The 12,901-nt window shown below is 66.3% G+C and carries 16 protein-coding genes; all 16 read right to left on the bottom strand.

Annotated elements, in window-relative coordinates; translation table 11 throughout:
* Window positions 1–13: 13 nt before the first annotated feature.
* Window positions 14–2,272 carry a M23 family metallopeptidase gene (locus tag QQW98_RS08445; protein WP_290134529.1) on the bottom strand — a complete coding sequence of 753 codons (2,259 nt, stop codon included), beginning with the start codon at window positions 2,270–2,272 and terminating at the stop codon, window positions 14–16.
* A 3-nt stretch (window positions 2,273–2,275) separates the two neighbouring features.
* Window positions 2,276–2,749, bottom strand: a complete 474-nt coding sequence (locus QQW98_RS08440; protein WP_290134528.1) for a virion core protein, T7 gp14 family — start codon at window positions 2,747–2,749, stop codon at window positions 2,276–2,278.
* Window positions 2,742–3,218 carry a hypothetical protein gene (locus tag QQW98_RS08435; RefSeq protein ID WP_290134527.1) on the bottom strand — a complete coding sequence of 159 codons (477 nt, stop codon included), beginning with the start codon at window positions 3,216–3,218 and terminating at the stop codon, window positions 2,742–2,744. Before QQW98_RS08435 ends, QQW98_RS08440 begins: the two co-directional genes overlap by 8 nt.
* Window positions 3,218–5,365, bottom strand: a complete 2,148-nt coding sequence (locus QQW98_RS08430) for a phage nozzle protein (protein ID WP_290134526.1) — start codon at window positions 5,363–5,365, stop codon at window positions 3,218–3,220. Before QQW98_RS08430 ends, QQW98_RS08435 begins: the two co-directional genes overlap by 1 nt.
* A complete protein-coding gene (locus tag QQW98_RS08425; protein WP_290134525.1) occupies window positions 5,365–5,964 on the bottom strand; it encodes a hypothetical protein in 600 nt (199 codons plus the stop codon). The genes QQW98_RS08430 and QQW98_RS08425 overlap by 1 nt, the downstream gene beginning before the upstream one ends.
* 55 nt (window positions 5,965–6,019) lie before the next feature.
* Window positions 6,020–7,009 carry a major capsid protein gene (locus tag QQW98_RS08420; protein WP_290134524.1) on the bottom strand — a complete coding sequence of 330 codons (990 nt, stop codon included), beginning with the start codon at window positions 7,007–7,009 and terminating at the stop codon, window positions 6,020–6,022.
* A gap of 256 nt (window positions 7,010–7,265) precedes the next feature.
* On the bottom strand, window positions 7,266–8,156 hold the full coding sequence (locus QQW98_RS08415) for a capsid assembly protein (protein ID WP_290134523.1): 891 nt from the start codon (window positions 8,154–8,156) through the stop codon (window positions 7,266–7,268).
* A complete protein-coding gene (locus QQW98_RS08410; RefSeq protein ID WP_290134522.1) occupies window positions 8,156–8,428 on the bottom strand; it encodes a hypothetical protein in 273 nt (90 codons plus the stop codon). Before QQW98_RS08410 ends, QQW98_RS08415 begins: the two co-directional genes overlap by 1 nt.
* Window positions 8,428–9,987, bottom strand: a complete 1,560-nt coding sequence (locus QQW98_RS08405) for a portal protein (RefSeq protein ID WP_290134521.1) — start codon at window positions 9,985–9,987, stop codon at window positions 8,428–8,430. The genes QQW98_RS08410 and QQW98_RS08405 overlap by 1 nt, the downstream gene beginning before the upstream one ends.
* Window positions 9,988–9,995: 8 nt before the next feature.
* A complete protein-coding gene (locus QQW98_RS08400) occupies window positions 9,996–10,223 on the bottom strand; it encodes a hypothetical protein (protein WP_290134520.1) in 228 nt (75 codons plus the stop codon).
* Window positions 10,210–10,413: a hypothetical protein gene (locus QQW98_RS08395; RefSeq protein WP_290134519.1), complete on the bottom strand. Its 204-nt coding sequence runs from the start codon at window positions 10,411–10,413 to the stop codon at window positions 10,210–10,212. The genes QQW98_RS08400 and QQW98_RS08395 overlap by 14 nt, the downstream gene beginning before the upstream one ends.
* Window positions 10,414–10,554: 141 nt before the next feature.
* Window positions 10,555–11,400, bottom strand: a complete 846-nt coding sequence (locus QQW98_RS08390; protein ID WP_290134518.1) for a hypothetical protein — start codon at window positions 11,398–11,400, stop codon at window positions 10,555–10,557.
* 91 nt (window positions 11,401–11,491) lie between these two features.
* The gene (locus QQW98_RS08385; protein ID WP_290134517.1) at window positions 11,492–11,740 is read right to left on the bottom strand and encodes a DUF7220 family protein; all 249 of its coding nucleotides are present in this window, start codon (window positions 11,738–11,740) and stop codon (window positions 11,492–11,494) included.
* A 14-nt stretch (window positions 11,741–11,754) separates the two neighbouring features.
* On the bottom strand, window positions 11,755–11,958 hold the full coding sequence (locus tag QQW98_RS08380; RefSeq protein WP_290134516.1) for a hypothetical protein: 204 nt from the start codon (window positions 11,956–11,958) through the stop codon (window positions 11,755–11,757).
* On the bottom strand, window positions 11,955–12,272 hold the full coding sequence (locus tag QQW98_RS08375; RefSeq protein ID WP_290134515.1) for a hypothetical protein: 318 nt from the start codon (window positions 12,270–12,272) through the stop codon (window positions 11,955–11,957). The genes QQW98_RS08380 and QQW98_RS08375 overlap by 4 nt, the downstream gene beginning before the upstream one ends.
* A 219-nt stretch (window positions 12,273–12,491) precedes the next feature.
* Window positions 12,492–12,893 (bottom strand): hypothetical protein, encoded by a 402-nt coding sequence (locus tag QQW98_RS08370; RefSeq protein ID WP_290134514.1) that lies wholly within the window; start codon window positions 12,891–12,893, stop codon window positions 12,492–12,494.
* Window positions 12,894–12,901: the final 8 nt, after the last annotated feature.

Genomic DNA, 12,901 nt, shown 5'->3' with positions numbered 1-12,901 from the left:
CTCCTGTGGTTGGTTATTGGCTGGGGAAGGTGGCGGCGAACCAGTCGTCCATCGCCTTCTCGAACCCGTTCAGGTTCAGGGACTTGGGGTCATAATGCCCGCGGCCCATACGGACCCGGACCTTGTCGAGCTTGCTCTCGATCAGCCGTGCGGCCTGTTCGCGGGTCATCCCGCGGGGGAGCCGCCGGGGCAGCAGGCCGACATAGACGTCCTGCCAGCGGTCCAACGTGTCAGCCGCTTCCGCATACTCAGGCGATGCCTGGCGCAGGGTGACGTTCTTGGACAGTTCCGACGTGACGCCGGAGAGGACTGCGGCTCGGATTTCGGGGTCCGTGATGCCCGGCAGGAGGTCCGTGAGCCGGCTGCTGGCTTCCGAAGGCGTCAGCCGGCCGGCGTAGAACGGTCCGAGGATGGACGCGATGTAGTTCTCGGCCTGCGCCTCGCGGCCTTCGTTACCGACCTGCTCGACCTCCCGCTCCGCGCGCTGAACCTCGGCGCGTTCGCGGTCGAAGTCCTGCCGCATTGCGGAGATCAGGCGGTCGCCTTGGTCCGGCCGGATGGTGCCGTCGCGGATGGCTTCCTGCACTTCGGTGACGGTGGGATAGGCCCCCATCCCGTTCATGCGGGAAATGTATCCGAGCGTGGCGTTCTGCTGGCTATCGGCGAGGTCCTGCTCGAACTTCCGGTCGACCTGGTTGGACAGAGTGCGGCGGAACTCTTGCAGACTGAGGCGCTGCTGCGAGGACAGCGCGAGGTTGCCCTGCGGGTCGTCCACGAGATAACCGCCGGCCGCCTTCGCCGCCTCGCTGGGGAGCGTCGGGTCGAGGACCGAGGGGTCCACCGCGGCGCCTTGGGGGATGTCGAAGGCTGCTCCGCCGCCCCCGCTGCGCGGGCCTTCCGTGCCGACCTTGCCCTCCATGTAGGAGGAGAAGGAGACCTTCTTGCCGTCCGGGGTCGTAGTGGTGACGTGGAAGTGCGGTCCCGTGGACCGGCCGGTGTTGCCCGACAGGGCCACGACCGACCCGGCCTCGAAGCGGTCCCCTTCTTTGAGGACCTGCGAGGACAGGTGGGCGATCCCGAGGATGGTCCCGTCGTCCAACTTGATCCGCATCTGCTTACCGCCGCGGCGACTGGACCACGCCTTCACGACCTCACCGCCCAGCGGTGCCTTGAACTCCGTCCCGACCGGGACCGGATAGTCGTCGCCGCTGTGCGGCCCGCTGGACCGCTGCGCGCCGAACTGGCTGGACCGGGTGATGGTCCCGAAGCCGTCGAAGGGCGAAGCGTAGGTGGCTTTCGCCGGGACCTGCGCAGCGCGGGCTTCCGCGCCGGCCGCGGAGCTCCCGAAGTCAGACGCGAGTTGCGCGTCGGAGGCGCCGGGGTCGATCGTCTCGATCGCCCGCGGGATGTCCGGACTGCCCCCGCCGGCCCGCTCGGAATACCCGAGGAGGCTGTCGAGGATGCGCAAGGCGTTCTCGCCCTGCCCCTGATCCACCATCGTCGCGGCAACGTCCTTCACGGTCGTCACGAGTTCACCCATAGCCACCCGCCGGTCGACCGTGGGGAGCAAGGTCGACAGGGCGTCGTCCCATTCGATGTCCTGCCCGGCGAGCATCTGCGCCCGAACGGTGCCGGTCATATCGAGGACACTCTCCTCCGCCATCTTCTCGTCGATCAGCGCGTTGGCGCTGGCGAGGGACGAGGTGCGGGTGGAGGCCATCTGCTCGGCGATCCATCGCTGCGCCGCGGGGCTCTCGAAGGAGCGCACATTGCCCTCCTCATCGACCGCGAACTCCAAGAAGAAGTTCTCGACGTATTCCGCCACCGCGGCCTTGCGGTCTTCGGGGTCCGCCGCCGTCTGGCCGGCAATCAGCTCCTTCAGGCCGGTGTCGAAGTCCGGCAGGCGTTCGGTGAACTCCCGCTTGGCGCGGCCGAGGCCCACGTTCTCACGATACGCGCGAGACCGGGCGGCGCGCTCTTGGTCGATCTGCCCGGTCGTGCCGTCCACCAGCCCGTCCGCACCGGCGATTTCCTCGCTGCGCTGGAACTTGGCGTCGGCGAACTCCTGAAACCCTTCGGCGCCGCGCTGGGCGAGGCCGAGGGCGTCCCGGAGTGCCTGCGTATCGTCGGCCCGTGAGGCGTTCCGCTGGTCGACCTGATAGTTTCGGCGGGGGGCGTCGGTGTCCTGCTGGCGGAACATCGCCGAGCGGTTCCGCGTGATGCGGTCCTGCCCCGTCTGGCGTTGCTGAACGCGCGAAAGGTCTTCTGCCATAGCTTAGTTCGTCCTGATCTTGGCCGCCTGGATGCTGGAGAAGCCCTGTGCGGCTGCGCCCCCAATCTGGAGACCTGCGCCGAGCGCGGTGGGCTTCTGGATGCGGGAAGCCATGCTCTCCGCTTCGGCCATGTTGGAGCGGTGCCGGCTCTCCATGTTGCCGATGATGCGATCCTCCCGCAGCTCGGACTGCATTGCGCTGTCCAGTAGGAGGGCCTCGACGGACCCGGAGGCGAGCGACAGCCCGCTTTCGCCGGCCTGCGCGCGGGCCTTGCCCTGCTCTCGGCGGGCTTGCCGCATACTGTCGAAAAGCTCGGCCGAGGCGACGTCCTTGGTCTCCTCGCGGGCCTGCGCCATCTGGTCGCGCAGCGCGGCCTCCTGCCTGTTCGCAGACTTGATGCTGCTGATCGTGGAGGCGGCCGTCGAGGCCACAGTGATCGCGGCCGTAGCGATGGTCGCCGTTACAGGGTCACACATGACCGCTCCTTGCGTATATCTGAAAGAGGTGCCCCGAGGGGGTGAGGTGGTCCGCCCGCGCCGTGAACCCGCCCCACTCCAGCCAGCGGCGGGAGACGGTGTTACGGATGTCGACGTAATTCCACAGGACCCCGTAGGCGTCCTGCATGACCTGCACGAACCGGGGGGTCTGGCGAGCGACGGAAAGGCCGTCAGCGGCGAGGTCGTCCGTCCCGAGCAGCCATGCGACCCCCACACCAGGGAGCAGCGACGGGGCAGCGCCGAAGACACCTGCCGGCTTGCCGCGGGCTTCGATAAGCCAACCGTGGGAGGACAGCAGGACGGACTGAGGGAGGACAAGCTCCGGCGCGATGCCGTGCATTGCCTCGATCTCATCCCGGTCCTGCTGCCTGAGGTTGCGGGCGATGTGCGACAGCGCAGCAGCCGCCTCGGCCGCCGGTAGATCGGCCAAGTCGTGTGCGGTCGCCATCAGCGCCTCCTGTTGTAGAACCCCTCCCATTCGGCAGAGGTGAAGGTTGTGCCGCCGTGTCCGCGGTCGCTCAGCTCGATCACTGCCGCTTCGGCGCGGCCGGTAACGGTGAAGGAGAAGCTGCCGCTCCCGACAGGCGCCTTCCCGGCAACCGATGTGGATGTGCCGAGCTTCCCGCCGTTGAACCGCGAGACCTTCGCAGGGAGCTTTGCGGTCAATTCGGGGATCGGAGGGACGCCGTAGGGCCAGACCGTAGCGGTGAACCCCATCGACGACGCATAGTTCACGGTGAACTGGCGCAGCATCAGGGACCCGGTCGTTACCGGGACGCCCTGCGGGGTGACTTGGAACTGCTCCGACACGCGGACGCGGAAGTCCCACAGGATGCCGGCGGTGACGGTTCCGTAGCCAGTTCCCGGAACGGTGACGGTTCGGTCGTCGGACCAGATGGCTTCGGCCAACTCGATCGAGCCGTAGGCCTGCATTCCGTCGTTCCCGCCCACCAGCGCGAGGGTGTCCTTCGCCTCCCCGGCGAGGTCCCACGGGAGCGTGTAGGTGGTCGTTCCGTCAGCCTCAACGCCGGCGATCTCCGCCTGTCGGTCCAGGTGGACCAGGTAGTCCTGCGTGTCCGGTAGGAAGCCGTCGGCAAGCTGGATGGTTTCGAGGTAGACCCCGTCCGCCTCCTCGACCACGAGGAAGACCTCGCTGTCGACCGAAGCAGCCGCGCGGGCCGCGCCGGAGAACTGCCAGGGGCGCCAAGCCGACATCAGCTTCTCATCGCCGCCCCAATAGAGCTGGTAGCAGTAGACCTCGCCGGTCCCGGTGAGAGCCAGCAGGCCCCGCGGGAGCGCGACGAGTTGCGTCAGCCCTGCCGGGATGAGGCCGGGGACGTGCGCGGTAATCTCCGCGGCGTTAGTGTTATCCGAGGACGCCTGTCGGGTGTATTCGTAGAGGACCGAGTATCCCGCCGTATCGCCGGCGAAATAGACCTCCGTCCCCACCACAACCGGGCGCGTCTTCCGATTGAGCGGATAGCGCGTGACCGGCCGGATGGCGACCGAGGAAGGCGTCACACCGTCCTCAGCGTTGCTCAGGCCGAACTGCGTCTGGTCCGCGAACAGCAGCGCGCCGTCGTTGAACAGGGTGATGAAGTCGAGGATCGCCACATTGGCGGTCGTTACCGCAACATCCACCACGTCGCTTGCGATGAGGTCCAGCACAGTGCTGCGCCAGAAGTTGCCGAAGTCGCCGGCCCCCGACATAACCACGCTTTCGTCCACGAGGAACACGAGGCGGTTCTGGTAGAAGGCGACATCGCGGATCGAGCGGCCCACGAAGGTCGGCGCGGGGTTGCTGGTGTCGTCTCCGACCCGCCGCGGCGCCCACGAGAACGGCGCGAAGGTGAACGTGCCGTCCGCCTCGCGGATGAGGCAGTGGGGCATGGTGGTTTCGTCGATCGCGTTGCGCAGGCCGGGGGCCACCGTCTCATCCCACACCCCGCCGTTGGCGCGGACGTAGTAGTTCAGGAACCCCTCGCCGTTCGCGTTGCCGGACACCTTGTAGGTCCCGTTGGGGGGATCGGGGAGGTCCTCCATCCGGGCCACTGTCCCGGTCAGGGTCGTGGCGGGCGGGTTGGCCGGGTATTGCGTCTCCGACCCCGCGTAGAGGAAGTCATCGTCCGGCAGTTTCCAGTAAGGTATCTTCGAGGGCTGGCGTAGGTATGCCGCCGGCGCCGCTTCGTCCTCGCCCTGGTCCTTCAGTGATACCGTCAGGCTGCGGTTCACGATGAACGTGTAGTCGGCAACCGTGACTGCGGCATACTGGCCGCCGGTGAGGTATCCAAGACCGCCCGGCGCGTTCACCGTCCGCTCGACGCCGTCGAAACCGAAGACGCGGATGGAGCCCTCGTCGATCAGGACGAAGTAGCGTTCCGAGACGTCGCGGTTGATCGCGTGGACGAAAGTGGTGGCAGGCAGGCTGTCCGCCAGACGCGCGATGTTGCGGGTTCCGGGACGCTTCCCGACACCTGATGCCAGCGCGGCCCAGGTGTTCAGTTCGTCCTCGGTCTGGTCGAAGGACCGGAGGATTGCAGGCTGGCGCGAGACCCCGTTGAACAGGGTCGGCAGCGTCCGCTGGATCAGGGACATCAGTATCTCCGGTTGTTGACGCTGCCGGAGACCGCGGGGTTGTCGCGGAGGACATTAGCGCGGCGGCTCTTGGCTTCGCGCTTCTCCAGCATCATAAAGAGGCGGCTCTCATCCTCGGCCTCGAAGCGGTCGAGTATCTGCGCACCCACGCTGCCCTGCTGGAACTGCCGGCCGGCGCTGGTGGTGATATAGGCCCTTGCGGTCTCGGGCAGGTCGATGAACTCGAAGCCCCACACAATGTCACAGGCAACCGGGCCGTCGAAGGCCCAGGTCTTGTCCGCCTTGTTCCACAAGCACAGCGCCCCGTTGGGGTGCCGCCGGGCGACGATGGACTGAGAGTTGTCCGACGGGTCGATCTCTAGGACGCCCGTGGGGAGCTTGATGAGCCCCTCGCTGTCCGGGCGGAGCTCGTAGCCCTCGTCGGTGTTGAAATCGTAGCCGCGCGTCAGGACGCCGCGCGTGGTGGCCCGTAGGGTGTCGCGGGCGCGGTTCGCGTCCTCGATCCCGCTATCATCCAGGCCGGGGACCGGAGACTGCCCGATGCTCGCAAGCATGGAGTTCACGGCTTCAAGTTCCGTGGTGAACGAAAGAATAGCCATCAGGCCCTCCGAAGGAAAAAATAGGGGGAGCCCCGTGTGGAGCTCCCCCAAGGGGTTATGCCGGGATGGCGCCCGTGCGCAGTTCGACAGCGCATTTGGTCAGCATCTTCCGGGTGCCGGTCATCATACGAGCGATCAGCAGGGTGCCCTGCTTCTCCGGCTGGTCGACGATCTGGAAGCCGACGTCCTGCACGATGGCCGAAGCCGCAGCGTCCGGGGTCCACACCGCACCCACAGTCGTCCCGAACTTGCCGCGATACGGCGTCGGGATGAACTTGGAGTTGGTGTTGTCGACGTAATCGCCGGCGGCGTTGTCACGGCCGTAGACTTCCGCAGCGTTGTTCGACTTGTGGATCATCACGCCGTCGATGGTTTCGAGGGCCATCCGCTTGATGTCCGCCTGGCCGCCGTTGGTGTCGCGGTTCAGGTTCTTTTCGGTGCGAGCCATCAGGCTCCACTGCGCCGGCTTGAACATGGCATGGACCGGGACCGAGCCGACCGGCACGTCCTTTTCTTCCATCGCCAGCTTCGCAGCCGAAATGCCGTCCAGGAGGACCGCGCCGTCCGTGCCGTAGGAGGCGTTCTCCAGAGCGGAGCCGCCCTGATCTTCCGCGAACAGCGCGCCGCCGCGAGCGGCGAGCAGGATGGTGCGGAGGACGTTGGCGTCGTAGTGACGCGCGAGGAACTCACCCAGCTCCTTGGTGTAGGGCTGGCGGACGTCGTAGTGGTTCAGCAGTTCGTCGATGTCAGCCACGAACACGTCGGAGACGAGCTTGTCGTCCGGGTCGATCGTGATTTCGGTGTGCTTGATCTGACGGCCGACGATTTCCTTGCCGGGGGTGTGATAGCCGCCGCCCGCGCGCCAGATGGCCGGGAACTTGAACGACTTGCCCTTGGAGAGGGTCTTGGTCCGGTGCTTGTCGCGGAGGATCGTCGACGTTTCAAACGCCGTGATGACCTCGCCACCGAACAGGTCCAGCATAAGGGCGCGCGGATCGGCGCCGAGCTGGTCCGCGCCGGGGCGCGAGGGAGTGGAGTTTGCCACTGTCTGTTCTCTTTCGATGAGTGCGTTGGGTATGGTTATCCGCGCGCCTCAAAGGCCCCACGATCTCCTCGGTTATCCCGATGAAGGGGCCGAAGGTCGCCAGAGGGTTGTCTCAGGGTGTTGCGGTGGGGTGGGGAGGAAAAGGGACGAGCCCTCCCCAAACTCAGGCCTGCTTACCCTCCCGTCGGAGGATCAGGCCACCCTCAGTTCTGCGGTCAGACACCGTCGCGTCTGGTCCCGTGAGGGGTCAATTCGATTAGCTGGAAAGGACCTGCCGCCCGAACATGGGCTGAGCGAAAGCCTGGAAGCCCGCCTTCTGCGAGCGGGCCAGCTTCTCCGCCACTTCCTTCCGGTAGGCCGGGTCAGTTTGGTAGCGAGGGTCCTTCTGCGCCGCCACGAGTTCGTCGCGGGAAGCGAAGACATCGCCGCCGGCGGAACTGTCGGTGGGCTGCACGAGCTTTCCTTCCGAGGGGTTGGCGCGGGCGTGGCGCTGCATCAAGCCGAGGATCGCGCCTTCACGACCCGCGGGGTTTTCGAGGGCCGCGTTGAACGCCTCGATCTCCTCCGCCTTCAGGGCCTTCGCAGCCCACGTCGTTGCGGCCTCATAGGCGTCCTTGCCGCCGGCGATCTCGTGGATCGAGGCAACGTCGCGCTCCGTCTGCGCTTTCACACCTTCGAGGTATAGGTCGAGGATGGAGCGGGGGATACCGGCCTTTTCGAGGGACGCGAAGGTGTCCTCGGACAGCTCGCCGCTCTCGGCCCACTCGGCCGAAGCAGCTTCCATCGCGGCCGCCATGGCCGGTGTTTCGGCCGCAGCCTCCTCGCCTTCCTTCGGGGCCTCGATCTTGCCATCCAGGCGCGCGGGGGCGGACTTCTCGTCGCCCGCCTGTTGCTTGCCTTCGGCAGGAGCGGCGCTGTTGCGCTTCTCCAGCTCGGCATACGACTTGGCGAGGCCTTCGAGGTCGGCCTTGCCGTCCTTCCAGAACTTCTCCGGGATGTAATCCGGGCGCTCTCCGGCCGCCGGCGCGGGTGCTGCGGGCTGCTGCTCGCTCAGGCCTGCCTGGCCCTTCTCAATCGCTGCCTGCTCCTCAGCCGTGAACTGCTGCTCCTGCTGCTGTTCCTCGGCCTGCTGGTTCTCCTCGGCCATCAGGTGTAAGTGACCAGCTTCGTCTTGCCGTCGAGGTCACGGGTTTCGGCCTTCGCCTGCGTTTCCGCGGCTTCCTGCACGTCCGTGTTGTCGATCAGCTTGGTTTCGCCGGCGACCTGCGTGGTCTCGGGGATGTTCTCGGGGTCCGGATTGGGAACCGTCTGGCCTTCGGTGGCCTGTTCCGTCTGGCCTTCGGTGGCCTGTTCCGTCTGGCCTTCGGTGGCCTGTTCCGCCGCGGCCGGGGCCGGCGCGGTCTTCTTACTCTTTGCCATCAGGCAGTTCCTTCTTCAGGTTGGGCTTGCGCAGCCTGATCGACCACGGCCTTGACCGCCTGCGGGGCGGCCTGCTGCATGGTCTGCTGGGCGGCTTCAGCCTGCGCCTCCTGCTGGAGGGCCTCTGGTGATTTGATGAGGGCGTCGAGCGCCTCGATCCCGTAGGACACGCCGAACCGCTTCCCGACCTCGGAGGGGTCAGTGATCTTGCGGACGACCTCGGGGCCGTAGATGTCCGTCATATCCGCCATCCACGCCCGCAGCTTGTTCGCGGAGTGGTTGCGGCCCATCGCCTCGAACCCCGTGACGATCATCGGGATAACCGATTTGGGGAGCTTGGGGGCTTCGTTAGACCGTTCGAGGAGGTAGAGGAGACGGCGGACCAGCGGGAGCTGAAACTCCGCGCTCAGGACAGTGTAGACACCGCCAAGCACGTTCTCCAGTTCCTCGGCCATCGCCCGGATTTCTTCGGCCGTGACCCGCTCCGCGTTACGGACGGTCCCCGACTGAAGCATGAAGGCGTGGCTCAGGCGCAGTTCGATACGCTCCGCCACCTCGCTTGCCACCCGGAAGTCCATCGTCTTGTCGAGCTGGACGGCCTTGACCCTGTCCGCGTCTCCTGAAAGGAAGTCGCCGGTCTCGGCCTGCGCCAGGTCGTCAACGTCGATCATCGACTGCGGGTCGACCAGGTAGATGATGCGGGAGGCAACAGCGGCGAACTGAACGATCGCCTTGTTCAAGTCTTCAAGGGACAGCAGGTCGCCAATGTATTCGGAGACGTGCGCCCGACCGTAATCGGAGCCCGGAACGGACTGCCAGCGAAGGGCCATCCACCCGGAACTATCGCGGGGGCTCTTGCCCTCGCTGTCGGGGACGACCTTCGCGTTAATCTCTTGGTGGTGGACCATATCCTCCCCCGACACGCGGATGTGCGTGTAGAGGTCGAGCTTCTTGGTCTTCGCTTCGCCTTCCGCCACGTCCACACCGCAGGCGGCGAGGGTCTCAGGCGGAAGGGAAGCGGGATAGACCTGCTCGTGGATGACGGCCTCGATCAGGCGGCCTTGGTGGTCCCGAAGGAGGGCGTATTGGTCCAGGCGATACATTCGCGGGGGACCGCCTTCGAGCGGGAAATAGAGGAGCGCGTTGCCGGCGATGATGAGGTGGCGGGCCGTCTCCATGAAGACCGGCCGAGAGGCGCTGGTCTCGACAAGGAGTTGCGCCTTGCCGGAGATACGGGCGAGCGCGGCCTCAGCATCAGACAGCTCCGACCCCAACCCCTCCGCAGCATCCTCGTGGATGCTCAGGCGGAAGAAGTGCTGGTCGGGCGGGAACAGCGTCACCAGCAGCCAGGCAGCGAGGTTGTTCACCGCGCGGGCACCGAGGCTCTGGTAGGGCTGCTCGAAGGAGGCGTTTGCGTCCTGTCCGTCCTCAGGCACAAGGCCGGGGATGGTCAGCTTCGAGTTCGCACGGGCGCGATCGAGGGCCGTGTTGCGGGTGAGCTTCAGGGTCTCGTAACGTGCCTTGGCGATCCCGGTGGGGAGTTCTTTGGGCTTAGCCATCGTTCACCTCATCGGGGCGCGGCGGTGATGCCGGCGCGGGACCGGAGGGGGGACGTGGGCGGGACCATGCCGACCTTGCGGGCGGGGTCCTTCAGGTCGATACGCAGCGCCGATCGGCCGTTGCGGGCCAGTGCGGTCTCGCCGCGGTTGTCCAGATACTCATTCCGGATCACGACCGGCTTGGGCGGCTTCTGCGCCTCCGGCGTCGAAATCTTGGGTGTCTTAACGGCGCACATGGCTCTTTCCTCTCGGGGAAGGCTCACGGCGCGCGTGGTCTCGGCGCTGTTTGAGCTTGATGATGAGTTGGCGGATGCCTCCGCGGGCGAGGTCATCCTCGCGCGAGGTCTCGGGCGAACTCGGCTGCTCCGGGTAGGCGGCGTCGAGCTCGTCGATGAGCTCGTTTACCGAGCCGGGAAGGGGCTTCATGGGCGCCTCCGGTGCAACATGAAAAAATAGGGACGCCCCTGCACCGAAGTGCTGGAGCGTCCCTTGACAGGAGAACCTTAGGAGAACCTAGGGGAGGGAATGTTCATTCCCTCCAAGGGTGGGGGGTAATTAGGCAAATACCTAAATAGCGGGTTTCCATAGGCGGACCTGGCGGCCCTGAAGAAAGCCGTCCCGCAGGATGAAGGCTAGGCGCGCTTGGCGCAGAGCGGCTTCCTCGGTCTGGCCGAAGCGGGCGTAGGCGTTACACACCCGTTGCCAATCCGACAGGCCTTCCTCGTCGTCCACAAGGCGCCATGCAGGGACCCACTGGCCCTTGCGAGGGCCTCTCGTGATCTCGCGGCCTTGATCCTCGAACACCTTCCCCGACAGGATCGCGTCGGCCCCCTTCGGGCCGCATCCGGCGCAGCCGGGGTATCCGTCGACTGTGTCGCCGGCGAGGGTCTGCCAGAGGTGGAAGCGGTTGGCCTCCTCCTCACTACTCTCGACGATCTCCCACTTGTCGCCCGCCTTCAGCGGCGGCCGGCACAGCAAGCCGGGGATCGTCTTCATATCCTTGTCGAGGGAGACCATGACCCGCTCGCCCTTGTGGGGTTCGGTTGCCATGATCCCCATGACATCGTCGGCCTCCAGACGCGGGAGCAGCCGGGACGGGAAGACGCTGCCAAGGTGTTCCTTTACGTCGTAGAGGTGGACAGGCCGCTCCGTGCCACCACGGGACGCCTTGTAGGTCGGGTCGATGTCCTTGCGGAAGTTCTCGACTTCGTCCGACAGGCAGACGATCAGGTCGTCCCCCTTCAGCTTGTCCATCATTTGATCGACTGTGTCCTCGGCGGCCTTCTTGGCTTCCTTCTCGCGCCCGTTCATGGACACGCAGAAGCCGTCGCCGTTCCAGTCGATTTCCTGCTGGAGCGCCGCTGAGGCACGGTAGGCGATCAGGTCGGCGTCGATGAGGAGAGTGCGGGTCATTCGTCGATCTCCCCTCGGCCGTTGCAGGTGTCGCAGGTTTCCTCGGCCGGCCCGTCGCACCTGCTGGTGCCGTAGCCGGACCCGTAGGTCGTTATCCGGCCGCTCCCGTGACATTCGGTGCAAACCGGAGCTTGATGCTTGTCCATACGGACCTCCCGTTAAACAGGCGCCGGAGCGCGTAGGAGCGGACGATCGAGACGACTGTGAAGATGCCGGTGATGAGGAAGTTCTCGCCCCACGTCATGGGGATGCTCAGCCACCAGGCGACCGCAATCCACGTTGCCAGCGACACGAGGAAGCCCACTGCGGTGTTGCAGAGGGCCTCCATGAAGCTGTCCATGCGGGACTGCGGGGTCACGACGCAGCAAACCGTTGAAGTGCTTCGGCGAGGTGGGACGCGCCGGCGCGGGTCAGCCAGAAGGTATTCTCAGCGGTGTCCTTGATCACCAGAATATCTTCCTCCACATCAGCTTCCTCGGCAGGGAGTTCCGTTAGCGTGAGATCGTCGCCGGGGTCCGCATCGGTCAGCGCAGCGTGGAACAGGTATCGGGTCTTCACTGCGACACCTCCGGACACGGGCCGGCGTTGGCCGCCCGCAGCTCCTCGTTGTCACCCAGCAGCACCCGGCGGGAGGCCGCGGCGATCTTGGCGAGCGTGAAGATGTCGTCCCCGCGGCGGGCTCGGGTGGCCGGGTCGGGCGCTTCGGGGACCTGCCGGACCTCGCAGGGCACCGGCACGATCACCTCGGCAATGACAGGTTCCTCAGGCGGAGCTTGGATCATCCCCGGCTCGGGGTTTCCCGCGCAGCTTGCCGTTGCGGCGAGGCCGAACAGGATCAGGCCGCGGCGCAGCCAGTAGTCGAGTATCGTCATATTCACTCACTCCCATCGCTTCGAGGCGGTTGGACAGGTCGAGGTCGAGCCCTTCGAGGACTGCCTTGGTGGACCGCTTGTCCACCTCGATCTTGCGGGTCTTCCCGCCGGGCAGATGCAGGACCAGCGTGGCCCCTGCCACTCCCCCGTCGCGGGCAGCGGCGCGGGCGTGTTTCCGGACCAGCGCCATCGTGCCCGCGCGGATTGCCTGGTCGCCGTTCACGGGACCAGCTCATCTTCGAGCAACTGGCGGGCGGCGCGGCACTGCTCCAGTTCACCTTCGGGCGGCTGAAGGGCCAGCAGGGCGTCGGCGCGGGACTTGTGGGTTGCCGCGCGGGCCTCCGCCTGAGCCAGCCCCGCCTCGTAACGCTGTCGGGCGGCCGCGGCGGCCGTGCGGATCGCGTGGATGCTGTCGTTCTGGCGGCGGATGGTGTCGTCGCGGGAGGACACCGCTTCGGCGTAGAGGCCGAGCATTTCACGGGCGGCGTTCCGCTCCTCGGTCCGCGTCTCCAAGCTCGCCCGCAGGTCCCGCTTGTCTCCCATCGCGTCGGACAGGAACATTGCGAGGATCGCCACAGCGACCCACGGCCCGATTTTCAGGGCCAGGCTCAGGTAGTTCATGGGGTTCT

It is taken from the genome of Alteriqipengyuania flavescens (genome assembly GCF_030406725.1).
Taxonomy (GTDB): domain Bacteria; phylum Pseudomonadota; class Alphaproteobacteria; order Sphingomonadales; family Sphingomonadaceae; genus Alteriqipengyuania_B; species Alteriqipengyuania_B flavescens.
Note: the sequence above shows the minus strand (reverse complement) of the source record. Positions and strands in the feature narration are given on the sequence as shown.

Excerpts from the sequence above, each read along its gene's own strand:
- QQW98_RS08445 (WP_290134529.1), bottom strand. The coding sequence starts at position 2,272 with ATGGCAGAAGACCTTTCGCGCGTTCAGCAACGCCAGACGGGGCAGGAC.
- QQW98_RS08440 (WP_290134528.1), bottom strand. The coding sequence starts at position 2,749 with ATGTGTGACCCTGTAACGGCGACCATCGCTACGGCCGCGATCACTGTG.
- QQW98_RS08435 (WP_290134527.1), bottom strand. The coding sequence starts at position 3,218 with ATGGCGACCGCACACGACTTGGCCGATCTACCGGCGGCCGAGGCGGCT.
- QQW98_RS08430 (WP_290134526.1), bottom strand. The coding sequence starts at position 5,365 with ATGTCCCTGATCCAGCGGACGCTGCCGACCCTGTTCAACGGGGTCTCG.
- QQW98_RS08425 (WP_290134525.1), bottom strand. The coding sequence starts at position 5,964 with ATGGCTATTCTTTCGTTCACCACGGAACTTGAAGCCGTGAACTCCATG.
- QQW98_RS08415 (WP_290134523.1), bottom strand. The coding sequence starts at position 8,156 with ATGGCCGAGGAGAACCAGCAGGCCGAGGAACAGCAGCAGGAGCAGCAG.
- QQW98_RS08410 (WP_290134522.1), bottom strand. The coding sequence starts at position 8,428 with ATGGCAAAGAGTAAGAAGACCGCGCCGGCCCCGGCCGCGGCGGAACAG.
- QQW98_RS08405 (WP_290134521.1), bottom strand. The coding sequence starts at position 9,987 with ATGGCTAAGCCCAAAGAACTCCCCACCGGGATCGCCAAGGCACGTTAC.
- QQW98_RS08400 (WP_290134520.1), bottom strand. The coding sequence starts at position 10,223 with ATGTGCGCCGTTAAGACACCCAAGATTTCGACGCCGGAGGCGCAGAAG.
- QQW98_RS08395 (WP_290134519.1), bottom strand. The coding sequence starts at position 10,413 with ATGAAGCCCCTTCCCGGCTCGGTAAACGAGCTCATCGACGAGCTCGAC.
- QQW98_RS08390 (WP_290134518.1), bottom strand. The coding sequence starts at position 11,400 with ATGACCCGCACTCTCCTCATCGACGCCGACCTGATCGCCTACCGTGCC.
- QQW98_RS08385 (WP_290134517.1), bottom strand. The coding sequence starts at position 11,740 with ATGGACAGCTTCATGGAGGCCCTCTGCAACACCGCAGTGGGCTTCCTC.
- QQW98_RS08375 (WP_290134515.1), bottom strand. The coding sequence starts at position 12,272 with ATGACGATACTCGACTACTGGCTGCGCCGCGGCCTGATCCTGTTCGGC.
- QQW98_RS08370 (WP_290134514.1), bottom strand. The coding sequence starts at position 12,893 with ATGAACTACCTGAGCCTGGCCCTGAAAATCGGGCCGTGGGTCGCTGTG.